The sequence below is a fragment of the Methylomonas koyamae genome (assembly GCF_001644025.1).
Classification (GTDB): Bacteria; Pseudomonadota; Gammaproteobacteria; order Methylococcales; family Methylomonadaceae; genus Methylomonas; species Methylomonas koyamae_A.
Genome location: NZ_LUUK01000172.1, coordinates 51568 through 76836 on the forward strand (window position 1 = coordinate 51568; position 25269 = coordinate 76836).

General features: G+C 53.3%; 31 protein-coding genes. 2 read left to right on the forward strand and 29 right to left on the reverse strand.

What is annotated here, in order from left to right; genetic code table 11:
- Window positions 1–293: 293 nt before the first annotated feature.
- From A1355_RS13250 to surE, 8 genes are all read right to left on the reverse strand, one after another.
- Window positions 294–1361, reverse strand: coding sequence for a cobalamin-independent methionine synthase II family protein (locus A1355_RS13250; protein WP_064028867.1), 1068 nt, complete (start codon window positions 1359–1361; stop codon window positions 294–296).
- A gap of 275 nt (window positions 1362–1636) precedes the next feature.
- A complete protein-coding gene (locus tag A1355_RS13255; RefSeq protein ID WP_197471805.1) occupies window positions 1637–3376 on the reverse strand; it encodes a tetratricopeptide repeat protein in 1740 nt (579 codons plus the stop codon).
- Between the two features lie 26 nt (window positions 3377–3402).
- Window positions 3403–4746, reverse strand: coding sequence for an HlyD family type I secretion periplasmic adaptor subunit (locus A1355_RS13260; protein ID WP_197471806.1), 1344 nt, complete (start codon window positions 4744–4746; stop codon window positions 3403–3405).
- Window positions 4743–6884: a peptidase domain-containing ABC transporter gene (locus A1355_RS13265; protein ID WP_064028874.1), complete on the reverse strand. Its 2142-nt coding sequence runs from the start codon at window positions 6882–6884 to the stop codon at window positions 4743–4745. Before A1355_RS13265 ends, A1355_RS13260 begins: the two co-directional genes overlap by 4 nt.
- A 174-nt stretch (window positions 6885–7058) precedes the next feature.
- The gene (locus A1355_RS13270) at window positions 7059–9332 is read right to left on the reverse strand and encodes a hypothetical protein (protein ID WP_064028876.1); all 2274 of its coding nucleotides are present in this window, start codon (window positions 9330–9332) and stop codon (window positions 7059–7061) included.
- A gap of 356 nt (window positions 9333–9688) precedes the next feature.
- On the reverse strand, window positions 9689–12517 hold the full coding sequence (locus A1355_RS13275) for an Hsp70 family protein (RefSeq protein ID WP_064028878.1): 2829 nt from the start codon (window positions 12515–12517) through the stop codon (window positions 9689–9691).
- Between the two features lie 158 nt (window positions 12518–12675).
- Window positions 12676–13353, reverse strand: coding sequence for a protein-L-isoaspartate(D-aspartate) O-methyltransferase (locus A1355_RS13280; protein WP_396643636.1), 678 nt, complete (start codon window positions 13351–13353; stop codon window positions 12676–12678).
- Window positions 13341–14090, reverse strand: a complete 750-nt coding sequence (gene surE, locus A1355_RS13285) for a 5'/3'-nucleotidase SurE (RefSeq protein ID WP_064028882.1) — start codon at window positions 14088–14090, stop codon at window positions 13341–13343. Before surE ends, A1355_RS13280 begins: the two co-directional genes overlap by 13 nt.
- A 64-nt stretch (window positions 14091–14154) precedes the next feature.
- On the opposite strand from surE, the gene A1355_RS13290 reads away from it, so the two are divergent.
- Window positions 14155–14721, forward strand: coding sequence for a Smr/MutS family protein (locus A1355_RS13290; protein WP_064028936.1), 567 nt, complete (start codon window positions 14155–14157; stop codon window positions 14719–14721).
- Between the two features lie 183 nt (window positions 14722–14904).
- Window positions 14905–15432, forward strand: coding sequence for a DNA-deoxyinosine glycosylase (locus A1355_RS13295; RefSeq protein ID WP_064028885.1), 528 nt, complete (start codon window positions 14905–14907; stop codon window positions 15430–15432).
- An 80-nt stretch (window positions 15433–15512) separates the two neighbouring features.
- Here A1355_RS13295 and rplQ read toward each other — a convergent pair whose 3' ends face one another.
- The 21 genes from rplQ to rpsC form a co-directional block, all read right to left on the reverse strand.
- On the reverse strand, window positions 15513–15896 hold the full coding sequence (gene rplQ, locus A1355_RS13300; RefSeq protein ID WP_064028887.1) for a 50S ribosomal protein L17: 384 nt from the start codon (window positions 15894–15896) through the stop codon (window positions 15513–15515).
- A gap of 16 nt (window positions 15897–15912) precedes the next feature.
- Window positions 15913–16923 (reverse strand): DNA-directed RNA polymerase subunit alpha, encoded by a 1011-nt coding sequence (locus tag A1355_RS13305; protein ID WP_064028889.1) that lies wholly within the window; start codon window positions 16921–16923, stop codon window positions 15913–15915.
- Window positions 16924–16946: 23 nt separating this feature from the next.
- Window positions 16947–17567 (reverse strand): 30S ribosomal protein S4, encoded by a 621-nt coding sequence (gene rpsD / locus A1355_RS13310; protein ID WP_064028892.1) that lies wholly within the window; start codon window positions 17565–17567, stop codon window positions 16947–16949.
- Window positions 17568–17583: 16 nt separating this feature from the next.
- On the reverse strand, window positions 17584–17970 hold the full coding sequence (gene rpsK, locus A1355_RS13315) for a 30S ribosomal protein S11 (RefSeq protein WP_064028894.1): 387 nt from the start codon (window positions 17968–17970) through the stop codon (window positions 17584–17586).
- A 22-nt stretch (window positions 17971–17992) separates the two neighbouring features.
- Complete coding sequence (gene rpsM / locus A1355_RS13320) at window positions 17993–18349, reverse strand: 30S ribosomal protein S13 (protein ID WP_064028896.1); 357 nt, start codon at window positions 18347–18349, stop codon at window positions 17993–17995.
- A 76-nt stretch (window positions 18350–18425) separates the two neighbouring features.
- Entirely contained in the window at window positions 18426–18539 is a 114-nt protein-coding gene (gene rpmJ / locus A1355_RS24615) for a 50S ribosomal protein L36 (protein WP_082885534.1), read from the reverse strand.
- Between the two features lie 19 nt (window positions 18540–18558).
- Window positions 18559–19884: a preprotein translocase subunit SecY gene (gene secY / locus A1355_RS13325; protein ID WP_175463714.1), complete on the reverse strand. Its 1326-nt coding sequence runs from the start codon at window positions 19882–19884 to the stop codon at window positions 18559–18561.
- A 1-nt stretch (window position 19885) separates the two neighbouring features.
- Window positions 19886–20320 (reverse strand): 50S ribosomal protein L15, encoded by a 435-nt coding sequence (gene rplO, locus A1355_RS13330; protein ID WP_064028898.1) that lies wholly within the window; start codon window positions 20318–20320, stop codon window positions 19886–19888.
- Window positions 20320–20505, reverse strand: a complete 186-nt coding sequence (gene rpmD / locus A1355_RS13335; RefSeq protein WP_064028900.1) for a 50S ribosomal protein L30 — start codon at window positions 20503–20505, stop codon at window positions 20320–20322. Before rpmD ends, rplO begins: the two co-directional genes overlap by 1 nt.
- 4 nt (window positions 20506–20509) lie before the next feature.
- Complete coding sequence (gene rpsE / locus A1355_RS13340; protein WP_064028903.1) at window positions 20510–21016, reverse strand: 30S ribosomal protein S5; 507 nt, start codon at window positions 21014–21016, stop codon at window positions 20510–20512.
- A gap of 9 nt (window positions 21017–21025) precedes the next feature.
- Window positions 21026–21379 (reverse strand): 50S ribosomal protein L18, encoded by a 354-nt coding sequence (gene rplR / locus A1355_RS13345; protein ID WP_064028906.1) that lies wholly within the window; start codon window positions 21377–21379, stop codon window positions 21026–21028.
- A gap of 8 nt (window positions 21380–21387) precedes the next feature.
- Entirely contained in the window at window positions 21388–21921 is a 534-nt protein-coding gene (gene rplF / locus A1355_RS13350; RefSeq protein ID WP_064028908.1) for a 50S ribosomal protein L6, read from the reverse strand.
- A 17-nt stretch (window positions 21922–21938) separates the two neighbouring features.
- Window positions 21939–22334, reverse strand: a complete 396-nt coding sequence (rpsH, locus tag A1355_RS13355; protein WP_064028911.1) for a 30S ribosomal protein S8 — start codon at window positions 22332–22334, stop codon at window positions 21939–21941.
- 34 nt (window positions 22335–22368) lie between these two features.
- A complete protein-coding gene (rpsN, locus tag A1355_RS13360; RefSeq protein ID WP_064028913.1) occupies window positions 22369–22674 on the reverse strand; it encodes a 30S ribosomal protein S14 in 306 nt (101 codons plus the stop codon).
- Window positions 22675–22687: 13 nt separating this feature from the next.
- Window positions 22688–23227, reverse strand: coding sequence for a 50S ribosomal protein L5 (rplE, locus tag A1355_RS13365; RefSeq protein ID WP_064028916.1), 540 nt, complete (start codon window positions 23225–23227; stop codon window positions 22688–22690).
- A gap of 12 nt (window positions 23228–23239) precedes the next feature.
- On the reverse strand, window positions 23240–23557 hold the full coding sequence (gene rplX, locus A1355_RS13370; protein ID WP_064028918.1) for a 50S ribosomal protein L24: 318 nt from the start codon (window positions 23555–23557) through the stop codon (window positions 23240–23242).
- A 14-nt stretch (window positions 23558–23571) separates the two neighbouring features.
- Window positions 23572–23940, reverse strand: coding sequence for a 50S ribosomal protein L14 (rplN, locus tag A1355_RS13375; RefSeq protein WP_064028920.1), 369 nt, complete (start codon window positions 23938–23940; stop codon window positions 23572–23574).
- Window positions 23941–23964: 24 nt separating this feature from the next.
- A complete protein-coding gene (gene rpsQ, locus A1355_RS13380) occupies window positions 23965–24228 on the reverse strand; it encodes a 30S ribosomal protein S17 (RefSeq protein ID WP_064028923.1) in 264 nt (87 codons plus the stop codon).
- A 2-nt stretch (window positions 24229–24230) separates the two neighbouring features.
- Window positions 24231–24422 (reverse strand): 50S ribosomal protein L29, encoded by a 192-nt coding sequence (rpmC, locus tag A1355_RS13385; protein ID WP_064028925.1) that lies wholly within the window; start codon window positions 24420–24422, stop codon window positions 24231–24233.
- Complete coding sequence (gene rplP, locus A1355_RS13390) at window positions 24422–24835, reverse strand: 50S ribosomal protein L16 (protein ID WP_064028927.1); 414 nt, start codon at window positions 24833–24835, stop codon at window positions 24422–24424. Before rplP ends, rpmC begins: the two co-directional genes overlap by 1 nt.
- Window positions 24836–24854: 19 nt before the next feature.
- The coding region (gene rpsC, locus A1355_RS13395) for a 30S ribosomal protein S3 (RefSeq protein ID WP_064028929.1) at window positions 24855–25269 on the reverse strand (415 nt) is incomplete at its 5' end.

The following is a 25269-nucleotide window of genomic DNA, read 5'->3' on the forward strand; positions in this document are numbered from 1 at the left end:
GTTGGAGCGCTGGTCTTCAGCTCAGAGTCGCCGGACCTGTCGGGCACATCGCGGCGGATTGGACAAAAAACGCCGTGAAGCGCGCGAACATTAACGTTCCGCCGCTCAAGCTCCCGGCGCGACCCGGACAAGGTCTCTCCCCCAAAAATGCCTCGCCCGGCAAACTGGCCATCGGCGCCGATGTGTGGGCCTAAGACACCAAAGCGAGGACAAGCACGGACGCTTCGCTGATATGTCCGCCCGAAATCGCGCGGATTCAAGCTGGCTTCGGAACGGTTTACATCAACCGCTGCCTACCCCAGTTTCAGCGCGGCCTCGGCCAGTTTCGTGCCGATTACGCGGGCTTCGATTTTGGCGAATGCGGTGTCTCGCCCGGTAGAGCGGTCGTCCTCGAACGGCGAAAATCCGCAATCGTCGGTGCTGCCCAATTGGTGGACCGGTATAAATTCGGCGGCTTGCAAGATCCGGTCGCGGACCGATTCCGGCGACTCGACCACCGGATCAAGCACATCGATGACGCCGACATAGACTCGCTGATGGCCCCGGAGATGGTCGCGGACCACGGCCAAGACCTGTTCCGGTCGGCTTTCGCTCGCCAGTTGCATATAAAAATGGCCGGCCTGAAGTTGAAACAGCTCGGGCAACAGTTCGGCATAATCGACGTCGGCGCTGTGGGTGGAATCGTGGTCGCCGCCCGGACAGGTGTGGACGCCGATCCGTTGGCGTTCGTCCGCCGTGAAATGCGCCAATACCCGGTTGTTCAACGCGATGAATTGCCGGAGCAGTTGTTTGGACGGATCGAGCTTCACGGACAATCGGCCTTCGGTAAAATCGATCTGCACATGGTGCGCGCCTTGCGCCAGACAACCGCGGATGTCCGCCACGGCTTCCCGGATCAGATCGTCGATAAACGCCTCGCGCGTATAGCCTTCCAAGCCCTGTTGCGGGTAAAGCAGACTGAGCGCCGACGCCGAGATGAGGGCCTGTTTCAGCGGCCGTGCGGTATAGCGTTTGGCGGCGCGGACATAATCGCCGGCATAAGCGCCGTAGCGGAACGGCCCGGCATTCAACCTGGGCAGTTGCCGGGTATGCCCGTCGGCGAACGGGATAACCACCCCGTCGGCGGCAAGATTGTCCAGCCCTTCCAGCGGATAGGTGGCAAAACTGGATTTGGTCTGCTCGCCATCGGAAACGACCGGCGATCCGGTACGTTCGAAGCGTTCCAGGGTGTCGCGCAGCGCCGCGTCGTAGCAGGCATCCAGCCGTTCCTGCGAAAGCCGGCCGTCGCGGAACTCGCCCAGCGCATCCAATAATTGCGGCGGACGAGGGATGCTGCCGATGGCTTCGGTGGGTATTATCATGGGCTTCTCCGGGTGATTTGCAGGTTGTCGTAGGTCATTAATCCTAAAAAAATCCGGTGGGTAAAGTACCGACATACCGGTGGCCGGACGCCGTCAATCGCCGCTAAAGCCGCCCCCACGCCCTTTTTCTCACGCCTTGGGGCTAACCCTTTCATGATCGTTAGGTTGATTCGCCAATTTCGGCTAGCGGCGAAAGCGTCGAAAACCGCCAATCAAATCGCGCGGAACCGCCTTCGAACCAACGGCCGGCCCCGCAGTGCTTGCCCGGTCCGTCCTTAGTCGAACAACCCGGCGATCGTCGCTTCGAAGTTTTTGACGAAGCGGCGGGTGTCGAATAGCGCGGAACTGCGGCCCTGGGTGTGCAGGCGATGTCGATAGCTTTGCAACGCCGTCGGCTCCGATGCCAACCCCACCGCCAGATTTTCGTAATCCAGCCAGCTGGTGGTAATCAATTCCGGCAGACCGACCGCGTGCAGCAAGCTGCCGGCCATTCGCGACGCGAAGGTCTTGCCGGAACAGGTCAGCACCGGCAAACCGGCCCATAACGCGTCGCTGGCGGTAGTGCCGGCGTTGTAGGGATTAGTGTCCAGCAATAAATCGGCCGCCCGGTAGCGGGCCAGATACTCGGACGGGGCGGCTTTGTCGGCAAACACCAGCCGGCCGGGATCGACGCCGCGTTTTACCGCCTCGGCCGCCAGATTGCCGCGCGCCGTCGGGTTGTCAATCGCCAGCCACAGCACACCGTTCGGCACCCGCCGCAGGATATTCATCCATACCGAAAACACCGGCTCGCTGATCTTGTAACTCCCGTTAAACGAGCAGAACACGAAAGCGTCGTCGGGCAAACCGCAGGACGCCCGGCTCGGCGTCTCGGCAATCGGGCGCTGGCTGTCATTGGCTTGGTAAACCTCCGGCAAATACAGCGGCTTCTCGAAATAGTAGCGGGCCAACGCTTCCGGAAACACGTAGCGGTCGGCCAGGATGTAATCGATCTCGGGCATGCCGCAACTGCCGACATAACCCAGATACGAAATCTGCACCGGTGCCGGCTTGTGGGCGACGATGCCGGGCCGGGCGCCGGCGGTCAAGCCGGTCAGGTCGATCAATACGTCGATTTCGTGGCGGCGTATCGTTTGCGCCGCCTCCTCGTCGGACAGCGCATGGATAGGCAAATGCCTATCAAAAGCCGCCAGCATCCGCTGCCGCATCGTGCCGCCGTCCTCGGGACTGAAATCGATGCCGTACACTTCGAAGCGCTCTCTGTCGTGCAGTTCCAGCAACTCGGCGGTCAAAATGCTGACCGCGTGCCAGCGAAAGTCGCAGGACAAATAGCCTATCCGCAATTTGTCGTGCCGATAGCCGTCGAGCGGCGCCATCCTCGGCAGATTGCGCGGCACCTTGCGCTCCACCCAGGCGGTGATCGCCGCCAGTTGCAGGGTCGGATCGTCGCTGGAGGCCAGCAAGCCCAAGGGCCCGACGTTCTGTTGTAAAGTCCGTAACGGGATGCCGGCCACGCCGTCGAACACCGGCCACTGGCATTTTTTCTGGCGAATATGCAGATAATGCTGCATCACGTCGGGTTGATCCGGCATCACCGCCAAGCTGCGCCCGAGCAAGGCTTCGGCTTCGTCGAAGTTGCGGTTGACCTCTTGCAGACGGCCAGCGTGATTCAACAACAATGTCTGCCCCTCGGCCGGTTGCAAGGCCTGCAACCAGATCGCCATTGCCCCGGCGTGATTGCCCTGGGCTTCCAACGTCAAACCCAAATTTACCGCCGCCTGATAAAAATCCGGCCGCAGTTGCAGGGCCTCTTGATAGGCAGCGATCGCCTGCTCGATGCGTCCGGCCGGACGCAGCAGGCTGCCGAGATTGAACAGCGCCAGGTGGCGTAGTTGCGGCTCGGCGCCGGGCGAGTCCAGCCAATCGGTATAACAGGCGATCGCGGCGGCGCTGTCGCCGCTTTTCGCCAACGCGTCGGCTTGCGCCATGACCTCCACCAAAGTCGTCGCTTTCATGGTTGCATTACTTGTGTTGTGTGCCATCAGGGTTCTTGTATCGATTCGTCCAGCGCCTTGGTCAGCGGCCAGAGCAGGTAAGAAATCACCGAACGCTTGCCGACCACGATTTCGGCGGTCAAGGTCATGCCCGGCAACAATCTGGCTTGGCCGGGCAGGTTCTTTAGCCGCCCTTCGCCCAAGGCCAAGCGGCTGGCGTAATAGGCCTCCATGCCGGGACCGGCCGATTCGCGGCGAAACGCGTCCTCGCTCAGCGTCCGCACCGTGGCATCCAAGGTACCGTGCAGTTGGAAGGGATAGGCGTCCAGTTTCAGCCTAGCCAGATCGCCCGGTTTGACGTAGCCGACGTCCAGCGAATCGATCTCGACTTCGGCTTCCAATTCGGCCTCCAACGGCACCAGCGTAAACAGCGGTTCGGCGGCCTTGGCTACCGAACTCAGCGACAATTTCGCGACATCCAGCACCACGGCTTCGGCCGGCGATACCAACGTGACCAGTTTGTGGCGTTTTTCGGCTTTTTGCAGTTGTTCGTTAACCTCGTCGCGCTCGCGCTGAGTCGCCAGCAAATCTTCCATGGTTTTTTGCCGCCAGCCTTTATCGAAGGCCGCCTTTTCGGCCTCCAGCGCGGCCAGCTCCCGCTTCAATTCCTGTTCGCGGTTCTTTGCCAACTGTAAATCGCGCTCGACTTCCATGCGCTTCTCCTGGGCTTCCAGCATTTGCACGCGCGCGCCGTAATGGCGGTTGACCAAGTTGTTCTGCATTTCCTCGATCTCCAGCAGCGGCTTGACCCTTGCAGATAGCGCTTGCTGATCGCGTAGATTAGTCGTAATCCCGGCATGCAGTTGTTGAATTTTTTCCGAGAGCTGCTTTTGCTGGGCCTGATAATTGGCTTTGCGTTCGGCGTCCAGTTGCGCCTGCAATTGCCGGTCGGCCGTGTCCGATTCGGCATCGGCCGACTTGGCCCCGGACAGTTCGGCATTCAGACGTTGCACTTGGGTGTTTAAACTATCCAGACGTATCCGTAACTGGGCCTGATCGGCTTCGGCGAAGGTCGGGTCCAGAGTCGCCAATTGCTGACCCTTGTGGACGATTTGGCCGACCCGCACGTCCAGGCTGGCGATGATCGAGGTTTCCAGCGGCTGCACGACGATATTGGGCAGCGGTGTGACCAGGCGACCCCGCGCGACCACGACCCGATCGACGTCCGAGTAAATAGCCCACAGCAAAAAGCCCAGCAAGGCCGTCAACAGCACGTACAGCGTGGCGCGGGCCTGGCGCGGCAACGGACTGCGCTCGATTTCGTCGGCATCCGGCAGGAAGTCCACCGCCAGTTCGTCGGTGGCGTGCTTATTCGGAACGCCGGGTTTCACAGATGACTGGTTTGTTGGTTCCATAATTGCCGATAGGTATCGCAGCGGCTTAATAAGTCCTGGTGGCGACCGCTGTCCACCAACTTGCCTTGCTGCATCACTAAGATCCCGTGGGCGTTGACCAGCGTCGATAAACGGTGGGAAATCATAATCACGGTGCGGCCGACGGCGATGCGGGACAGGTTGCGGATAAAGATCGCCTCGCTTTCCGGGTCCAGGGCGCTGGCGGCTTCGTCGAGGATCAATATTCGCGGCCGCGACAGCAAAGCGCGGGCGATCGACAACCGCTGCTTTTGCCCGCCGCTCAGGTTGGCGGCGTTTTCTTCCAGCAAGGTATCGTAGCCTTGCGGCAAGCGTTCGATGAACTCGTCGGCGCCGGCGGCCTGCGCTACCGCGACGATGTCTTCGAAACTGGCGCCCGGCTGGGTAACCGAAATATTCTCGCGGACGCTGCCGCGAAACAAGAAATTCTCCTGCAGCACCACGCCGATTTGCCGCCGCAAATGAGACAAATCGATTTCGCGCATGTCCACGCCATCGAAACGAATAATGCCTTCCTGCACCGGATACAAACCTTGGATCAGTTTGGTCAGCGTGGTTTTACCGGAGCCGCTCCGGCCGACAATGCCGATCACCTTGCCGGCCGGGATCGTGAAGCTGGCTCTATCCAGCGCCGCGACGCTGGACCCCGGATAGCGAAAAGCCACCGCGTCGAAGGCGATGGCGCCGGCCAATTGCGGCCGCAAACCGCCGGCGCCGGACCGGCCTTCCGGGGCGCGGTTCATGATCTCGCCGAGCATCCGCACCGACAGCGCCGTTTGTTGATATTCGTTGATCAAGCCGACGATTTGCAACAACGGCGAGCTGACCCGGCTGGACAACATTTGAAACGCAATCAAGGCGCCGACCGACAAGGTCTGATCGAACACGTCTTGAGCGCCGATAACAATGATGACGATCGGCAACAGCTTACCGAGGAAATCGGTGATGGTTCCGCCGGCGATCGACAATTTGCCGACCCGAAAATGCATCGTGATGGACTGCGCGGAAAATTGGTCCCAGATCCGCCGTTGCATCGGTTCGATCGCCAGCGCCTTGACGGTACGCATGCCGTGTATGGTTTCGACCAGCAAGGCCTGGCGCTTGCCCTCGGCACTGTACAAGGCATCCAACCGGCGCCGGTAACTGGGCAGCAAGACCGCGATAATCGCCGCGATCACCACCGAAAACCCCAACACGATCATCGCCAGCTTGACCGAATAAGCGAACAAAATCGGCAGAAATATCAGCAGCGCCAACACGTCCAGCGCGGTAAAGAACAGCCGCCCGGTCAGAAATTGGCGTATGCCTTCCAATTGGTGCATGTGGCGAGTAATGACGCCGGCGGTGGTGGTCTCGAAATAATCGATCGGTAGCGACAATAATTGCGCGAAGGCGCGCCGCGTCAGGCGCATGTCGATTTTGTTGGTGGCCGCCAAGGTCAACAACTGGCGAAGGTAGCCGAATATCGAATCGAACACCAAGGCCAGCATCACACCGATGCCCAAGACCCAGAGCGTGGATAGACTCTGGTGAACCAACACTTTATCGATGACCAACTGAAAGAAGATCGGGGAGGCCAACCCTAAAAAATGCATCGCGAACGCGGCCACGGCAATGTCCCGAAAAGCCGCCTTCTGCTTCAGGATTTCCGGAATGAACCAGCGCAAACCAAACGGCTGATTCGGATCGCCTAGGGCGTGGTGGCGCTTCAGAAGCACCACTTCGCCGGACCAACGTTCCCACCATTGCTCGCGGTCCAAATAGGTCACGGCCGCGTCGCCGGCCAGCGGATCGAGGATCGCCACCTGTTCCGGCGCTTCTTTCTTGATGCCGACCACAATCACGGCGCCGCCGTCCCGCAGTCTGGCCATGATTGGGAAAACGCCGGTTTGCGCTAGCAAAGTCTGCCAGCTTAAGCGGGCAATCTTGATTTTCAGCCCTATATCGGCAGCAATACGCTGCAACATCGCCGCATTGGGTTCCTTGGCTTCCAGTGCATACTCGTCGATCAGCCGTTCCGGATTGATCTGTATGCCGTGATGCTGGGCGATCGCGGTCAAACATTGAATAACCGAATGTTGAAACTTGTCAGCCATGTAGAGTGTGATACCCGCTAGTGCTATACGCCAAACCCGGCATGATAACTGGAAAACACAACCGGCCGGACATCATGGTGTTGCAATGCCGCCGCTATCAGCCAAATAACGCAAACGACATAAAAAAGGCATCGGGAGCGAACTCCCGATGCCTGTTGTTTGAAGGTAACGCGTTTATTTGCCTTTGCTGGCGAGATAGCCGCTGGCTGGATCGTCGAGACCAGGCAGCGACGGCGTGACGCCTGTCCGCGCGGTCTGCGACGGTGTGGCCGCCAACGCCAGCGGGTTGCCATTGGCGTCGAATTGCTTGAGGGTATCCGCAAGGGCGAGCGTCGCAAGCGATGCCGGGTTGGCGGACACGCTTTCCGAGCCGCTCGGCAAACCGGGTGTCACGGGTAACGCATTACCGCTGTCAGCATCGGTAAAGCTGCTAATCGCTTGGGCCAGGCGATTGACGTTGGCTCTCAAATCCGCTTCTGGATTAGCCTGATCGCTCTTCGCAAACCAGACATCGACCATCGCGCGGTTGTCACCGTCGACGGTTTCGTAACTCGAAGTCAAGCCTATCCAGTTACCGTTATCCAGAGAAGAGGTGGTCTCGGCGTTCACACCCAACCGACTAATGCCAAGCTCGGTCAAGCTATGCAACTCGTCGGCTTGGCTTAAGCCGTCGGCATTGTTGTCGGTCCAGACCTTCAATTCCTTGAATGCGTTATCGTCGGCGCTAATCCAACCGTCTTGATTACTATCTAGGGCTCGCAATGCGGCGTAACCGTCGGCGGCGGTCTGACCGTCAGCGAGCCGGGTCGCGGACCCGAACAATTCCGAACCGTCATTGATGACCCCGTCTCGATTGGTATCGATCGCAAGCAAACCGTCGCCGCTGCCGACCCAACCCACCGTCTCCCGACTACCGTCGGCGTCGATATCGAAACTCACGCCGGCTGCTCGACTTAAAGTCGAGATACCGTCGCCATTCAGATCCAGCACCAACGGTGTCGTAAACAACGCGTTCAATTGCGCGGTGGTCATCGCGTTCAACTGGGCCGTTGTCAGCGCAAGCTCTTGGGCGTCGGTCATCGCGCAAACTTGAGCGGTGGTTAAACCGAAAATCTGCGCGGTAGATAGCGCCTGAATGTCGGCGGTCTCCAACTTAATAAATTGGCTGGTGGTCAATGCGGCCACATCCGCCGTTTCCATGCTAACCACCTGCGCAGTCGTCAACGCGACGATCTGATTAGTCGCCAGCGCAACCACTTGAGCCGTCGTAAATGCGGCCAAATCGGCGGTTTCCAGAGTTGAGACCTGCCTAGTAGTCAAGGCCCGCACCTGCGCGGTGGCCAGCGCCGCCGCTTGGGCGGTGGTCAGCGCGACGATGCCGGCGGTGGTCAGCGATGCGGCATTGCTGGTACCCAGGCCCACCAGGTCGGCGGTTTCCAGCGCGGCCACTTGTTGGGTGGTCAGCGCGGCCACTTGGCTGGTTTTCAACCCGAAGGCTTGGGCGGTGCTCAGCGCGACGATTTGTTGGGTGCTCAGCGCGGCGGTGCTGGCGGTGGTCAGTCCGCTCAGGGTCAGCGTGGTCAGCGCGGCCAGGTCGGCGGTCTCCAGGTTGACGGCTTGGGCGGTGCTCAGCGCGGCGGCTTGGTTGGATTTGAGCGCGGCGGCTTGGGCGGTGCCTAGCGCGGCCAGGTCGGCGGTTTCCAGCGCGGCCACTTGTTGGGTGGTTAGCCCGGCGATTTGGGCGGTGGTCAACGCCGCCGCTTGGGCGGTGGTCAGGGCGACGATGCCGGCGGTGGTCAGGTTGCTCAGCGCCAGGGTGCTGAGCGCGGCCAGGTCGGCGGTGATTAGGTTGGCGACTTGGCCGGTGGTCAGCGCGGCGGCTTGATGGGATTTGAGCGCGGCGGCTTGGGCGGTGCTCAGCGCGGCCAGGTCGGCGGTTTCCAGCGCGGCGATTTGGCGGGTGGTCAGCCCGGCGATTTGGGCGGTGGCCAGGGCCGCCGCTTGGGCGGTGGTCAGCGCGACGATGCCGGCGGTGGTCAGCGATGCGGCATTGCTGGTACCCAGGCCCACCAGGTCGGCGGTTTCCAGCGCGGCCACTTGTTGGGTGGTCAGCGCGGCCACTTGGCTGGTTTTCAACCCGAAGGCTTGGGCGGTGCTCAGCGCGACGATTTGTTGGGTGCTCAGCGCGGCGAAGTCGCTGCTGGATAGCCCGGAAGATAGGGCTAGCGTACTCATCACTGCAATATCGGCGGTTTCGATGGCGACGATTTGCGCCGTGCTCAACGCATCAATCTGCAGGCTGTTGAATACCGGAAATTGAACAGTGGTAAATGCGACGATCTGAGCAGTACTCAGAGCCTGCATGTCCTCGGTGGTTAGCGCTGCTACAGCATCTGTGCTTAGTCCGGCGATTTGCGCCGTGGTGAATAATGAAATTACCGAAGCCATAGCCCACCTACTTTACTGAGTTCCTGGAAAGCCGCCTACATGCAAGCTAGGCTGTTCCGATGATTGACCGTCCCGCCGACCATCCATTTTCGATTGCCGGATACTCGTCGTTAGCTGCAAACTCGCTTGCCGCCCCTGTGCGTTCCGCCTGTGCCGATCTAGCGGTCAAGCTGGAGATGGTTTACTCGCTCCATACATGACTGGATTAGGAATTACGACGACATAAAACGCTGTCGAGTTTAGCCCAATTTTTAAAAATGGACAGATATCCGCCGTGAATTTGTGGTTTTGCCGACAATACTAACAGGGAACCATCAAGCAGCTATTGACAACTTCGCAATTTAGCTACAGCCCGGTTAATGCTCTTCAAGCAGTTTAAGACCTGGAGGCAACGCCTCTCCGAATATTTGCCGTTCTTGCTGCTCGTCGAGCGGTATGTAGTCGGAAACTATTTGTTGCCAGGAGACAGGCGCTTTGGCCTGCTTGAGTTTGTCCTGCACCAAGGCGCGCAAATGGTCGTCGATATCGCGGACACGATCGTCGCAGCGGCGCGCGAGTAATGCGGCGGCGAAACCGGCTTGAGATTGCTTTTTCCAATCTACCGCCAATAACCGGTGCAACCACTTCGACACGGTATCCGACGGAATTACCTCGTGATTGCTACCATGAAACAAGACGCGCGCGCCAACCCGGCCAAGCGCCCACCAACTTTGTTCGGGCTCTCCAGCCTTTTCCAGCCGTTTCAACAGCCATTCACCAAGCTGAGTTTTATCTGCGACAGGCAAACGCTCAAGACCTGCGGCCAAGCGCACCATATCTTCGTACCCACGCGTCATCAATTGTTTGGCGAGGCCCGCTTGACGAGCCGTGGCGGGGTTTATAAATTTAGCAACGTCGCCGAACAAGCGCTGCTGAGCCTCGACCTGCAATCCTCCCGCCACGCGCCGCCACAAGGTCCACCACTCCGTCCAATTTTGTTTCTCATTGACAAACTGGAGTCCGTCACAATACCACTTCCATATTTGCTCAACCCGCCAATCATCGAGCGGATACCCAAAACCGGGCCGCAGACAAAAACCGACCAAGCTAAACCACAAACGTTCATGCTGCTCGCTTCGCCGCCGATATTTTCCACCCTCCAGCAGCGCATTGAAAAGCTCGCGCAGTAATGGCGTGCGCCAATCGGCTCGGGGCGCGCCCAGGATTTTTTCCAGATCGGCACGTAGGGTTTTCACCGCTTGCGGATCAACGTCCCTGGATTTCGCTCCAAAAACCGCCTGAATCTTTTCTAGGGCTTGCGGTAGTTGATTCGGCAACTCCCCTCCACCGATCGTTGGGGCAGTTTTTCTTATTTGAAACTCCACATCCCAGCGCTGATTCAAATCCGCTTTCGCCACGCATTGCAAGCGCAAGGTGCCGACTTCAGTGTAGGTCGCCACCAACTGCACGACGACTTCCACTCGTTGATCACCGGCGAACGCGACAGCCAGCGGCGGCAGCCCATGAAAACGGTCATCGTCAAGTTCGACGACGTCGCCGGGGCGATAATCGGCGTCCGTGCTATTCGACATCAGATGGAAACGTACCGGCTGGCCGATCCGTAGCGCAAATTGCCGGGCGGTCAATGTGACTTCCCGCCCCTCCTCGCTACCTTTGGGCAAGATACAGATGCCAGGTTTGGTAAATCGAGCTCCCGCATCGTTAACAGTGTCTACCAGTAAAAAATAGGCCCTGGCCGCGCCACCGCCGATTTTTAGTTTTTGCTCGCGCCGGGCGATCGCATACGCGACAGCACCGTAGGCCACTGCCAATTCCGGATCAAGGTTTTCTAATTGTACTGGTGGCTCACCGCGCCAATGTCCCAACAACTCTAGCGCGCGGGTAACGAGCGCAGGGCTACGGAATAAACCACCATTCAAGAGCAGCGCATCAGGCACGATCAAGCCGTCTACTACCTCGCTGGGACCAGCGAACTCCGCCCCCTCGCCGGTACCAGTCAACGCTGCTCTCGAGCTTCGGGCATGCGCCTTAAGAAAAGCGGCGATATGTTTGCTAATCGCGGGCTCCGGGGCGTACGGTAAACCGAACTCCACCATTCCGCTTCGTTTTTTGTCCGGCCGCTCTTCGATTCCGGACAGCGGGAAGAATCCGTCTAGCGCGATGCGTCGCACTTCGTCACGGGTAAGAAAACTGCTTCGAGCTCCGCCTATGAGTTTCGAGCCACCGCCCAGCAAAGTGACGGCGAATTGTTCCGGAGCGGCATCCGCCAACAGACGTTCTTTTGCTACCCGGCATTGTTCGAGTAATTGCGACAAATCACCCGCCGACAGCTTCTTATCACCCCCGGTTAACCGTGTTTCGGCTAGACGCGCGAGCGCTAGATCGATGTTGTCGCCGCCCAGCATCAAGTGATCGCCCACGCCGATCCGAGTGAGTTTTGGATCGCCGTCACCGTGGTCGATGCGAATCAATGTCAAGTCGGTGGTGCCTCCACCGACGTCGCAGACCAGCAAAAGACGACAACCGGCCAGACTGGCTGCGACTTTGCCGTCATGCCGACGTAACCAGTCATAACAAACCGCCTGAGGCTCTTCCAGTAAGCGTACATCCACCAAGCCGGCGGACTTGGCGGCCTCCAGGGTCAGCGCACGCGCCGATTCATCGAATGACGCCGGTACCGTGATCACCACGTTCTGCCTGGACAACGGCGCCTGGGGAAAATGTTGATCCCATGCGCTACGAACATATTGCAGATAGCTAGCGCTCGCGGCCACCGGAGAAACCTTGAACACCGACTCGTCGCTACCCCACGGCAAAATGGCCGCAGCCGGATCGACAGCATTATGCGACAACCAGCTCTTGGCGCTAGTCACCAGCCGGCCGTGAGACTTGGCACCGAGCAATCGCGCCGCTTCCCCAAGCACCGCCCCATCGGGGGCCGTTAAAAAACCGCTATCGGCATTAAGCTCGCCAAACGCCGGGTGATATCGCACCGACGGCAACAAAGGCCTGGAATCGACTTCACCCGGCGCAATCAATTGAGGTATTTCGAACAGACGGATGGTCTTGTGCGGATCTTCGGCCTCGGCGTAAGCAACCACGGTGTGGGTAGTACCTAAGTCGATACCGACCGAATATTGGGTATTATTTTTCAAAGCGGAATCACGGACACGATTGAATTGCATCCATTGTATGCCAGATGCCGGCAATCTCGCCGAAGAAGAGGATTGGCGCCGGCACAATGAAACCTGTAATCAAGTTTGCCAACACCAACTGCTCGCGAGTAACAACGGATGGTTACCGCCTTCAGGAATCACGAGTCCACAAGCAAAGTTTTCGCGAATTACCCGGTAACACCCGACAGAAACGGCACAAAAGTGACGCGTTCGATCACTTCGTCCAAATAACCTTCGTCGGTACGCACAATACGATGCAAATACTGCTTCCCCTCTTGACCGACCGGTATCACCAGCACCCCCCCGACCGCCAACTGTTGCAATAGAGCTTCCGGCACTTCGGCGGGAGCCGCCGCAGCCAAGATGCCCTCGAACGGCGCATGTTCGGGCCAGCCCCATCCACCATCGGTATGCTTGAAACCGACAGTCTTGATGTTCAACTCCCATAAGGTATCGCGTGCTTTTTTCATCAAAGGAGCAATTCGCTCAACGGTGTAAACCTGACTGACCAGTTTGGCGAGGATAGCCGTCTGGTAACCGCAACCGGTACCGATCTCCAAAACCTTGGTGGGAACAGCGGATTGCAGCAGTAACTCAGTCATTTTCGCGACGATGTAGGGCTGGGAGATCGTTTGATTGTGCCCAATCGGCAATGCGGTATCTTCGTAGGCGCGACTCTCTAAAGCCTCGTCGACGAAAATATGGCGGGGAGTGTCGGCCATGACTGCCAACACTTTGTTATCGGAAATTCCTTGCTGGCGTAGCCGGGAGATCATACGCTCGCGGGTGCGCCGCGATGTCATACCGATGCCTTGTATTCGTCGACTCATACTTATGCGTCCAATGCCAGCCAGTCGCGCAGTCCCTCCAAACGCTCGTAGCGAGTTAAATCCAGCTGTAGCGGAGTGACTGACACATAGCCGTTCTTAACGGCGTCGAAGTCGGTTCCGGGACCGGCATCCTGCTCGGCACCAGGCGGCCCCACCCAATAGATGGTTTGCCCCCGCGGATCAGATCCGCGAATGACCGCCTCGGCTTTATGCCGCTGACCAAGCCGAGTAGACAAGAAGCCCTTAATTTCGGAAAACGGCAAATCGGGCACGTTGACATTCAACAAGGTGTCCTCCGGCAAAGGCCGAAATTGCATTTTGTTTAGCAAAGTCACCGCTACTTGGGCCGCCGTATCGAAATGCTTGGCATTGTGCCCAACCAATGAGATAGCCACCGCCGGCAATCCGAGAAAACGTCCCTCGGTAGCGGCGGCGACTGTCCCCGAGTAAATCACGTCATCCCCCAGGTTCGCACCGTGATTGATGCCGGCGAAGACCATATCGGGTTCATCCGCCAACAATCCGGTAATGGCTAGATGCACGCAATCGGTAGGCGTCCCGTCAACCCGAACGAAACCGTTCTCGCACACGGTCGCCCTAAGCGGCATATCCAACGTCAACGAATTACTGGCGGCGCTACGGTTCTTATCGGGGGCGACTACCGAAACCTTGGCGAATGGTCTGAGAGCTGCGGCCAAGGTATTGATGCCCTGCGCCAAATAGCCGTCGTCGTTGCTGATCAGAATATGCATGTCGCGATAAAACGCTTTAAAATTGCCGCATGTTAGCAAAAAAACCGCAAATCCAGCAGCTTACGTGACAAAAAAAACCACAACGCCTGAAGAGACCACGCTTTTTCGCGAGGCCGTCGGCAAGGTCAAAGAAATCAAAGCCGACACGGTCATTTTACGACCCAATAAGAGCCCGCCTCCCAGGCCGAAACCTAAATTGCCAGAGATTGTCGATCCTTTGGAAATACCGTTGGACGATGTACCTTCCCGTTTATTTCAAGAAGACCAAATGCTATTCGCCGTGCCGGGCGTACAAAAGAACGTATTAAAAAAACTACGTAAGGGGCATTACGACCTAGACGCCGAAATCGATCTGCACGGCCTAAGTAGTCGCTCGGCGCAAAGCCAGCTATTGAACTTTTTACACCGTTGCGTTGAAAAAGGCTGTCGCTGCTTATTGATTATTCATGGCAAAGGCTACAATTCGCCGGATCAACTGCCAGTTTTAAAAAACGACATCAATATTTGGCTACGTCAGCACCGAGACGTATTAGCTTTCTGTTCCGCACCCAGAAGTCACGGTGGCGCGGGCGCGCTACTGGTGTTGTTGCGGCTATCCGATAAATTCGCCGACAAGGATGACGACCTTTAAAACCAAACGCGCTGACTACTAAAACCTCAAAGAATCGATCGCTAGCAGAACCGGAGCGAGACATAAGCAATATCGATAGCCAAGCAGACCGCTTAAAACCAGCTTCACAGTCATGACATTTAAAGCCTATAACCAGATAAACGATCTATTTAGAACATAAATATCTACGGGAATCTTCATCAAATGACGATAATCGAGAGCTTCGAAGCTATCGCTGACAAGAATGCCAGAATACTTGTCCTGGGCAGCATACCCGGCATTCGCTCTTTGCAGGATCAGCAATATTATGCACATCCCAGGAATCAATTCTGGCCGATCATTTGTAAGCTACTAAGCATCAATCCCGATTCGGCTTATGTCGAACGATTAAACAAACTTACCCTATCGGGCGTCGCATTGTGGGATGTAATGAAGAGATGCCGCCGCCCCGGCAGCATGGATTCCAATATAGACTTTACCAGCGTCGTAATCAATGACTTCGATAGCTTCTTCGAAAGCCACGGCAAAATTGAAGCAATATTATTTAACGGCGCGACTGCCGACAAAATATTCAACAAGCATTACTATAGCAAGGCGTTTACCGAAAAAATTAAGCGCTACCGCTTACCTTCAACTAGCCCAGCCAATGCCGCGATGAGCTTCGAACAGAAACTGGAAAATTGGCGTGTGCTACCTGAACTCCTCAATCGCCCCCTTCAGGAGTCTCAATAGATTAGGCCAGCAAGGCCTAAAACTAAAAAAGCCGCGTCGGCTTGGGCCGACACGGCTTTTTTGTTCCTTTCGAAACTAGCTTACTCAGCGGACGCCTGAGCCGGCTCAGGCCGATCAACCAATTCGACATAAGCCATCGGCGCGTCGTCCCCGGGCCTAAACCCGCATTTAATGATGCGCAGATAGCCGCCATTTCTAGATTGATAACGGGGCCCCAGCTCGTTAAACAGTTTAGTAACCACATCACGGTCACGCAGCTTAGAGAAAGCCTGCCTGCGCTTAGCTACTGAATCAATTTTCGAAAGGGTAATCAGAGGTTCAGCAATCATGCGCAACTCTTTGGCTTTCGGCAAAGTAGTTTTAATCAACTCGTGCTTAAACAACGAACAGGCCATATTGCTAAATAGGGCTTTACGGTGGCTACTGTTTTTATTAAGCTGTCTTCCAGATTTACGGTGTCTCATTTTTATGCCTTATATTTCAAATGCCTGATTGTGACTGATCGGCCAAATTCTCTGGCGGCCAGTTTTCAAGCCTCATACCTAGCGACAGACCTTTAATGGCCAAGATATCCTTGATTTCGGTAAGCGATTTTTTTCCCAAGTTAGGGGTGCGCAATAGCTCAACTTCGGTGCGCTGTATAAGATCCCCGATGTAGAAAATATTCTCTGCCTTCAAACAGTTTGCAGACCTTACGGTCAACTCCAGATCGTCTACTGGACGCAATAGGATAGGGTCGAAGGTTTCTTCTTCGATAACAACTTCTTCTTCCACCCTTTCGTTAACTTTCTCGAAGTCAACAAAAACCGACAATTGATCATGGAGAATAGAAGCAGCTAACTTAATAGCCTGCTCTGGATCAACTGTGCCGTTCGTTTCCAGTTCGATTACTAACCGATCCAGGTTCGTGCGCTGCTCAACACGCGTACTCTCGACGTGGTATGCAACCTTAACAATCGGGCTAAATGACGAGTCGACCATCAAAACGCCAACCGGGGCGTCTTCATTTTGTTCCTTTCTAACGCTGGCGGGTACGTAACCGCGACCACGCTCAACCTTAATTTTGACGTTCAGCGCGCATTCCGGTTGCGTGATATTGGCGATCACCAGCTCAGGATTTATGATCTCAACATTATGGGGCAAATCGATGTCGCCAGCCGAAACAGAACCGACTCCTTTCTTGGAGAGAGTCAACGTGACTTCGTCTCGAGAATGCACTACCACCGCAAGCTTTTTCAAATTCAAAATGATGTCGATGACGTCTTCTTGAACTCCTTCCAGCGTAGTAAACTCGTGCAAAACGCCTTCGATCGAGATTTCGGTAACCGCGCAACCGGGTATAGACGACAACATGACACGGCGCAACGCGTTACCCAAAGAATGCCCAAAACCGCGCTCTAAAGGCTCAATAACGATTCTTGAGTGGTTGGCCGTTTCGTTAACAACCTCGACTAGTCTGGGTTTTAAAAGGCCGCCAATAGAACTCTGCATAGATTAAATCCTGGACTTATTTTTTACTTGGAGTAAAGCTCGACAACCAACTGTTCGTTGATGTCCGAACCCAAATCGATACGATCTGGTACGGATTTGAACACACCGCTCATTTCTTTAGCGTTCACTTCTACCCAAGCCGGGAACCCGTATTGTTCAGCGACGACCAACGCATCTTTAATGCGTTGCTGAGTTTTTGACTTTTCCCTGATTTTGATTTGGTCGCCAACCGAGACTTGAAACGACGGAATGTTGATCAACTTGTCATTCACAATTACTGCTTTGTGAGATACCAGTTGACGGGCCTCAGCGCGGGTAGCCGCGTAACCCATTCTGTAAACCACGTTATCCAAGCGGCTTTCCAGGAAATTCAGCAAGTTCTGACCAGTCGCGCCTTTCTTTTGGTCTGCGGCTTTATAGTAATTTCTAAATTGCTTTTCCAGGACGCCGTAAATTCTGCGCAACCGTTGCTTCGCCCTTAACTGCAGCGCGTAGTCGGAGTTTCTTGTACGTTTAGCGCCATGCTGCCCGGGTCGTTGATCTAACTTACATTTGGCCTCTAGAGATTTACCTCTACTTTTCAAAAATAAATCAGTACCTTCCCTACGGCTCAGTTTACAAGCAGGGCCAAGATATCTTGCCATTGTTTACTCCACTATCCTAAACGCGACGTTTTTTTGGTGGACGGCAGCCATTATGAGGAATGGGAGTGACGTCCACGATGTTTGAAATTTTAAAACCCATGCTGTTAAGCGACCGAACAGCCGACTCTCTTCCGGGTCCGGGCCCCTTAATCATGACATCGAGGTTTTTCATGCCATATTCCTGAGCAACAGCGCCAGCCTTTTCGGCGGCTACCTGAGCAGCGAAGGGTGTACTCTTTCTGGATCCGCGAAAGCCTGAGCCTCCGGACGTCGCCCAAGACAGCGCATTGCCTTTGCGATCAGTTATAGTAACAATAGTGTTGTTGAACGAAGCATGGACATGAGCTATGCCATCAGCGACTTCTTTCTTAACACGCTTTTTTACTCGATTTTGGGTTGCCATCTAACTTGCCTTTCTGGAAATCTTACTTGGTAACTGGTTTTCTAGGACCTTTACGAGTCCTGGCATTGGTTCTGGTTCGCTGCCCTCTGAGAGGCAGCCCACGCCGATGCCTGATCCCGCGATAGCAGCCCAAATCCATCAAACGCTTAATATTCATAGACACTTCACGACGCAAGTCGCCTTCTACAGTCATACCTGAAATGACTTTCCGGATTGCTTCAACTTGTTCTTCGGTCAAGTCTTTAATTTTAACGGTTGGCAACACCCCGATTTGATCGCAGATGTTTCTAGCAGTCTGCCTGCCAATCCCATAAATCGCTGTTAACGCGATCTCCGCATGCTTATGGTCAGCCACGTTAATACCGGCAATACGAGCCATTCAGATACTCCAAACACAGTGCTATTAGGTTAAACGGAGGATTATATCACTCCGAAAAATAAATCACAAAAACAAATTAGCCTTGACGCTGCTTATGACGTCCGTCCTTGCAAATCACGCGGACTACACCATTTCTCTTGATCACTTTACAACTTTTACAGATAGTTTTTATTGAGGCGCGCACTTTCATCGCTAACTCCTAAATTAAGTTAAGACTTTTTCAAATTGGCTTTTTTCATTAATCCTTCGTATTGCTGCGACATCAAATGCGTTTGCATCTGCGATATGAAATCCATCACAACCACGACGATAATCAGCAAAGAAGTACCGCCAAAGGAAAAAGGAACATTCCAATATACAATTAAAAACTCGGGTAACAAGCAAATTAGAGTGATATAAACCGCTCCGATTAATGTCAACCGGGTCATGACTTTATCGATATAGTGCGTTGTATGCTGGCCTGGCCGGATGCCTGGAAGATAAGCCCCGGACTTTTTCAGATTCTCAGCTGTTTCTTTCGAATTGAACACCAAAGCCGTGTAGAAAAAACAGAAAAAAACGATAGCAATAGCGTAGCAAAGCACATAAATGGGTTGCCCTGGAGACAACACCGAAGAAATGTCTTGCAACCAGGCAAATCCATCGACGTTTCCGAACCAACCGGCTATAGTGGCTGGAAACAGAATAATACTGGACGCGAAGATAGGCGGTATGACTCCGGCCATGTTCAACTTTAGAGGAAGAAAGGAGCTTTGACCGCCGTAAACCTTATTCCCTTGCTGACGCTTTGGGTAGTTGATTGTGATACGCCTTTGCCCTCGCTCTACAAAGACGACAATCCCCGTAACTATGATTGCGAGTACGAACAACAGCACGATAAAAGCACCATTCATTTCGCCAGTTCTCGCAAGCTCAAGAGTCCCTCCGATAGCCGACGGCAATCCGGAAACAATACCTGCGAATATAAGCAGGGATATGCCATTACCTATGCCCCGCTCGGTTACTTGCTCACCTAGCCACATCAAAAATATCGTGCCAGTGACCAGCGTAATTGTGGTTACCACGACGAACCCTATACCCGGCTGTATAACGACAGCCAAACCGCCCGCCGTCTGATTTTGTAACGCGACAGAAATCCCTACTGATTGAAACATAGCCAACACTACCGTGCCGTAGCGGGTATACTGAGAAATCTTACGACGACCGGATTCACCCTCTTTCTTTAACTGCTCCATCGCAGGAATGACTATTGTCATCAGCTGCATAATAATAGAGGCTGAAATGTAGGGCATGATCCCTAAGGCGAATAAACTAAGCCGCATCAAAGCCCCGCCAGAGAACATGTTAAACATGTTCAATATAGAACCCGACTGCTGCTCAAACATGGTAGCAAGCGCTTTAGGATCGATGCCTGGCACGGGAATATGAGCACCTACGCGATACACCACGAAAGCACCCAAGACAAACAACAACCGCGATTTTAACTCCGCAAACCGAAACGTGCCGGCTGCCACATCAAACCCTTTCGCACTCACGTTACGCCTCTACTTTGCCGCCAGCAGCTTCGATAGTTGATACCGCACCCGCCGTTACAGCCAACCCTTTAATCGTAAAAACGCGATTAACAACGCCGGTGTTCACGACTTTGACTTTTTTTGTGAAAACAGGGACAACGTTGTTCGCAATTAAGACCTGAATATCAACGATCTCATCAGTAAGCGAATTGATTTCTGACAACCTTACTTCAGAGGTAAATTTCTTAAGATGAGACGTGAATCCGACTTTAGGCAGACGACGCTGCAATGGCATCTGACCGCCCTCGAAGCCAACTTTGTGAAAACCGCCAGCCCGTGCCTTTTGACCTTTATGCCCTCTTCCGCAAGTCTTACCATCAGTACAGCCGATACCCCGGCCCACACGTTTCGCTTTTTTTCTAGCACCTTCGGATGCTTGGATAGTATTTAAAAACATTAGACTTCCTCGACCTTAACCATGTACGCGACCTTATTAATCATGCCGCGGTTCTCGGGGGTATCGATGACTCGTACAGTCTGCCTAATTTTCCTCAGCCCAAGCCCTTTCAAACACTCTTGGTGATTTTTCAAGCGACCGTTCTTGCTTTTGGTCATCGTGACGCTCAATACTTTGTCAGACATATACTTATCCTGTTATTTGTTCAACGGATAGGCCGCGTTTAGCGGCGATCTGCTTGGCATCTTTCATCGAGGTCAACCCGTTAATAGTCGCCCTAACGACGTTAATCGGGTTACTGGTACCGATGCATTTTGCCAATACATTGTGCACGCCAACCACTTCAAACACAGCTCGCATAGCACCGCCGGCAATAATACCGGTACCGTCCGAAGCCGGTTGCATGTAAACCTTCGCAGCCCCCGTATCTGACATGACGGAATATTGCAACGTGCCGTTAATAAGCGCGACTTTGCGCATGTTCTTTCTGGCTTGCTCCAGCGATTTTTGAATGGCGACCGGAACTTCGCGCGCTTTGGAAACCCCGTAGCCAACACGGCCATCGCCGTCGCCAACCACGGTCAGCGCTGCAAAGCCGAATACCCGTCCGCCTTTCACTACTTTTGCAACCCGCCTTACCGATACGAGTTTTTCCTGTAATCCGTCTGTACTACCTTGAGATGGTGCTGTTGCCATGATAACCCCTTAAAACTTCAGTCCGGCTTCGCGGGCGGCATCAGCAAGTGCCTTTACGCGACCGTGATATTTGAAACCCGAACGGTCAAACGCGACTTCGGTGACGCCAGCAGCCAACGCTCTTTCAGCGACTACGCGCCCAACTTCAGATGCGGCTTTAATATTGCTCGTGTTGGATAACGCGCTCTTAATATCGCCTTGAACCGTAGAGGCGGCGGCCAATGTGGACCTTCCGTCCGCACTCAAGACTTGCGCATAAATGTGCTGAGAAGTGCGGTGTATTGTTAGCCTATTAACCTTCAGAGCTTTAATTTTAGAGCGTAAGCGCAACGCTCTTTTCATTCTGGATGACTTTTTATCCATCACTTCACCTATTTCTTCTTAGCTTCTTTGCGAGCGACATATTCATCGGCGATTCTCACCCCTTTGCCTTTGTAGGGCTCCGGTGGACGTAACGCTCTAATTTCAGAAGCGACTTGTCCAACTCGTTGTTTATCGCGCCCTTTAACCAGTAGCTCCGTTTGAGTTGGCGCCTCGATAGTAATCCCGTCAGGAATCGGATATTCGACTGGGTTGGAATAACCGAGCGCTAGTGTTAGTAGGTTCTCTTTAACCTGAGCCCGATAACCAACACCAACTAAAAGCATTTTTTTAACAAAGCCGTCCGAAACTCCCACGACCATATTGCTAATAGAAGCTCTCGTCGTGCCCGCATGCGCTTTCGCGCCTTTGCAATCGGCATCCCACTTCACTCGGATAAGATTATCCTGCAATTCTAAGTCAACAGCATCGTTCAAAGTAAAGGCTAATTCACCCAGCTTACCTTTAACTAACATGTTTTTTCCGTCCAATTTGATTTCTACACCGGCTGGGACGGTAACCGGCGAATTTGCGACTCGCGACATAACTTACCTCGGAATGATTAGCAAACGGTGCAGATAATTTCGCCGCCGTGACCGATCGCGCGCGCCGCTCTGTCAGTCATAACACCGCTGGATGTAGAAACGATAGCAATGCCCAATCCGCCCAATACTTTTGGCAATTGGTCTTTTGATCGGTAGATACGCAAGCCGGGACGACTAATACGCTTTACATTTTCGATTACAGGGACGCCGTTGTGATATTTTAAATCAACGGTCATTTCGGTATGCGTACCGTTAACCTCCGTTTTATAATCGCTAATGTAGCCTTCTTCCTTCAAAACTTTTGCGATTGCCAATTTAAGTTTCGACGAAGGTACTTTGACGCTTTTTTTGCCAGCCGCTTGACCATTTCTTATCCTGGTCAGCATGTCTGCAATTGGATCTGTCATGCTCATAAATTAATCTCCAAAAACTCTTTTATAACCGGACTTACCAGCTTGCTTTAGTCAAACCAGGAACGTCACCGCGCATGGCGGCTTCCCTTAATTTGTTCCGACCGAGTCCGAATTTACGGTAGAAACCGTGCGGACGACCGGTCAAGTTACAACGGTTGCGTAACCGCGACTTGCTGGAGTCTCTTGGTAGTTTTTGAAGTTGTAATTGAGCAGCCTCTTTTTCGTCAAACGAAGAACCAGGCGAACGAATAATTTCTTTTAACTCTTTTCTTTTTGTGTCGAATTTTTTTATCAAACCAGCGCGCTTCGATTCGCGCGCTATCATGGATTTTTTAGCCATTATCGTTGCGCCTCTAGTTTTTGAATGGAAAATTGAAAAGTTTCAACAGCGCCAAGCCTTCTTCATCTGTTTGCGCCGTTGTCGTAATGCAAATATCCATACCGCGAAGTGCATCGATCTTGTCATAGTCGATTTCGGGGAAAATGATTTGCTCTTTAATACCGAGCGAATAATTTCCACGCCCGTCGAAACTTTTAGAACTCATACCGCGAAAATCGCGAATCCTAGGAATTGATATTGTAATCAAGCGATCTAAAAATTCGTACATGCGATCCGCCCGCAATGTAACCTTACAACCAATCGGCATATCGTCCCTAATTTTGAACCCGGCGATTGATTTTCGAGCTAAAGTAACTACGGCTTTTTGACCTGAAATTTTTTCCATGTCCGCCACAGCGGATTGCAACACTTTTTTATCTGCGATGGCACCGCCAACGCCCATATTCAACGTGATTTTGGTCAACTTAGGAACTTGCATAACGCTTTTGTAACCGAACTGGTTCACCAAAGCCGGAACGATTTCCTCTTTGTATTTTTTTTCTAATCTAGCCATTTTTAATTACCCTTAGAGCTCGACGTTCTCGTTTGTAGACTTAAAAAATCTGACTTTCTTTCCATCATCAAGGACTTTAAAGCCGACACGATCGCCTTTCTTTGTTTTTGGGTTATAAAGGGCTACATTTGAAATATGGACCGGCAAATTCTTATCGACGATTCCGCCGGAAACGCCCAAATTCGGATTTCCACGCTGATGTTTCTTTACCACATTTATCCCATCAACCAGGACTTTTTCGTTATCCAGGATTTTCGCAACTTTTCCTAGCTTACCCTTGTCTTTGCCGACGATGACAATTACTTCGTCGCCTTGTTTAATTTTTTGCATCTGTAAACCCTCGCTTATAGGACTTCTGGCGCCAATGAAATAATTTTCATAAACTTTTCGCCCCTAAGTTCACGCGTAACAGGTCCAAAGATGCGGGTGCCGATCGGTTGTAGTTGGTTATTCAAAATGACCGCAGCGTTGCCGTCGAAACGGATGACAGAGCCATCGGAACGGCGCACACCTCGTTTGGTGCGCACAACCAACGCGTTATAGACGTCGCCCTTTTTTACGCGAGTTCTTGGCATGGCATCTTTTACACTCACCTTTATAATATCGCCAATTCCGGCGTACCGGCGGTGAGACCCGCCTAGAACTTTGATACACATGACCTTTTTTGCGCCGCTATTATCGGCGACGTCAAGGCTAGTTTGCATCTGAATCATTTTTAAATTCCCAACTTATTTAAATTATTTGCCTGAAGACTCAACTACTTCCAGCAACGTAAAAGATTTCCGCTTTGAAATAGGGCGGCACGAGGCTATTGCGACGATGTCTCCCTCTTGGCAGAGGTTATTTTCGTCGTGCACCAGCAACTTAGTCGAGCGTTTTATATATTTACCGTAAACTGGATGCTTAACCAATCGTTCTACTAGAACCGACGCTGTTTTATCCATTTTGTTGCTCACGACGCGTCCTGTTACCTTGCGTACGCTATCTACATTTTCGTTCATATTTAAGCCCGCGCCATTTCGCCAAGAATAGTGTTGATCCGCGCGATGTCCCTTCTGACTTGCCTTACTTGGCTGGATTTGGAGAGTTGACCAGTGCCTTTTTGCATCCGCAGGTTGAATTGTTCTCTGGACAACTCCAGTAGATTTGTCAGGAGTTCGTCTTTTGTTTTGGTTCGTAATTCTGACGCTTTCATTACATTATTGTCCGTGCAGAGAAAGTAGTTTTTACCGGCAATTTCGCGGCCGCTAGCTGAAATGCTTCCCTAGCCATCTCCTCGGAAACACCCTCAATTTCAAACAGCATGGTACCAGGCTTAATTTGAGCGACCCAGTATTCCACGCTACCTTTACCTTTACCCATCCGAACTTCTAATGGCTTTTTGGTGATAGGCTTATCGGGAAAGATTCTGATCCAAATCTTTCCTCCACGTTTTACGTGCCGACTAATTGCCCGACGTGCCGCCTCGATTTGACGGGCGGTCATTCTACCACGACTTAACGCCTTTAAGCCATATTCGCCAAAGCTAACAGACGAACCCCGCAAGGCTGTGCCGTTATTTCTGCCGGTATGTTGTTTTCGAAATTTTGTTCTTTTCGGTTGAAGCATGTCTAATTTACTCCTTCAACTACTTCTTATTTTCGGCATTTAAAGAGGCTGTATGGGCGTCCATATCGAACACCTCACCTTTAAATATCCAGACTTTTATACCGATAATGCCGTAAGTCGTTTTCGCCTCGGCGGTACCGTAATCAATATCGGCTCGCAACGTATGAAGAGGAACTCGACCTTCGCGATACCACTCGGTTCTAGCGATCTCCGCACCATTTAACCGTCCAGCGACTGTAATTTTGATACCCTCGGCACCCAAACGCATTGTGTTCGTAACAGCTCTTTTCATAGCTCGGCGGTACATAATTCGTTTTTCGAGTTGCTGAGCGATACTTTCCGCTACCAAATAAGCATCTAGTTCAGGTTTCCGAATCTCTTCCACATTTAACTGAACCGGAACGCCCATCATTGCGGAAATATTTTGTCGCAAA

Excerpts from the sequence above, each read along its gene's own strand:
- A1355_RS13250 (WP_064028867.1), bottom strand. The coding sequence starts at position 1,361 with ATGATAATACCCACCGAAGCCATCGGCAGCATCCCTCGTCCGCCGCAA.
- A1355_RS13255 (WP_197471805.1), bottom strand. The coding sequence starts at position 3,376 with ATGAAAGCGACGACTTTGGTGGAGGTCATGGCGCAAGCCGACGCGTTG.
- A1355_RS13265 (WP_064028874.1), bottom strand. The coding sequence starts at position 6,884 with ATGGCTGACAAGTTTCAACATTCGGTTATTCAATGTTTGACCGCGATC.
- A1355_RS13270 (WP_064028876.1), bottom strand. The coding sequence starts at position 9,332 with ATGGCTTCGGTAATTTCATTATTCACCACGGCGCAAATCGCCGGACTA.
- A1355_RS13275 (WP_064028878.1), bottom strand. The coding sequence starts at position 12,517 with ATGCAATTCAATCGTGTCCGTGATTCCGCTTTGAAAAATAATACCCAA.
- surE (WP_064028882.1), bottom strand. The coding sequence starts at position 14,090 with ATGCATATTCTGATCAGCAACGACGACGGCTATTTGGCGCAGGGCATC.
- A1355_RS13295 (WP_064028885.1), top strand. The coding sequence starts at position 14,905 with ATGACGATAATCGAGAGCTTCGAAGCTATCGCTGACAAGAATGCCAGA.
- rplQ (WP_064028887.1), bottom strand. The coding sequence starts at position 15,896 with ATGAGACACCGTAAATCTGGAAGACAGCTTAATAAAAACAGTAGCCAC.
- A1355_RS13305 (WP_064028889.1), bottom strand. The coding sequence starts at position 16,923 with ATGCAGAGTTCTATTGGCGGCCTTTTAAAACCCAGACTAGTCGAGGTT.
- rpsD (WP_064028892.1), bottom strand. The coding sequence starts at position 17,567 with ATGGCAAGATATCTTGGCCCTGCTTGTAAACTGAGCCGTAGGGAAGGT.
- rpsK (WP_064028894.1), bottom strand. The coding sequence starts at position 17,970 with ATGGCAACCCAAAATCGAGTAAAAAAGCGTGTTAAGAAAGAAGTCGCT.
- rpsM (WP_064028896.1), bottom strand. The coding sequence starts at position 18,349 with ATGGCTCGTATTGCCGGTATTAACGTGGCTGACCATAAGCATGCGGAG.
- rpmJ (WP_082885534.1), bottom strand. The coding sequence starts at position 18,539 with ATGAAAGTGCGCGCCTCAATAAAAACTATCTGTAAAAGTTGTAAAGTG.
- rplO (WP_064028898.1), bottom strand. The coding sequence starts at position 20,320 with ATGTTTTTAAATACTATCCAAGCATCCGAAGGTGCTAGAAAAAAAGCG.
- rpmD (WP_064028900.1), bottom strand. The coding sequence starts at position 20,505 with ATGTCTGACAAAGTATTGAGCGTCACGATGACCAAAAGCAAGAACGGT.
- rpsE (WP_064028903.1), bottom strand. The coding sequence starts at position 21,016 with ATGGCAACAGCACCATCTCAAGGTAGTACAGACGGATTACAGGAAAAA.
- rplR (WP_064028906.1), bottom strand. The coding sequence starts at position 21,379 with ATGGATAAAAAGTCATCCAGAATGAAAAGAGCGTTGCGCTTACGCTCT.
- rplF (WP_064028908.1), bottom strand. The coding sequence starts at position 21,921 with ATGTCGCGAGTCGCAAATTCGCCGGTTACCGTCCCAGCCGGTGTAGAA.
- rpsH (WP_064028911.1), bottom strand. The coding sequence starts at position 22,334 with ATGAGCATGACAGATCCAATTGCAGACATGCTGACCAGGATAAGAAAT.
- rpsN (WP_064028913.1), bottom strand. The coding sequence starts at position 22,674 with ATGGCTAAAAAATCCATGATAGCGCGCGAATCGAAGCGCGCTGGTTTG.
- rplE (WP_064028916.1), bottom strand. The coding sequence starts at position 23,227 with ATGGCTAGATTAGAAAAAAAATACAAAGAGGAAATCGTTCCGGCTTTG.
- rplX (WP_064028918.1), bottom strand. The coding sequence starts at position 23,557 with ATGCAAAAAATTAAACAAGGCGACGAAGTAATTGTCATCGTCGGCAAA.
- rplN (WP_064028920.1), bottom strand. The coding sequence starts at position 23,940 with ATGATTCAGATGCAAACTAGCCTTGACGTCGCCGATAATAGCGGCGCA.
- rpsQ (WP_064028923.1), bottom strand. The coding sequence starts at position 24,228 with ATGAACGAAAATGTAGATAGCGTACGCAAGGTAACAGGACGCGTCGTG.
- rpmC (WP_064028925.1), bottom strand. The coding sequence starts at position 24,422 with ATGAAAGCGTCAGAATTACGAACCAAAACAAAAGACGAACTCCTGACA.
- rplP (WP_064028927.1), bottom strand. The coding sequence starts at position 24,835 with ATGCTTCAACCGAAAAGAACAAAATTTCGAAAACAACATACCGGCAGA.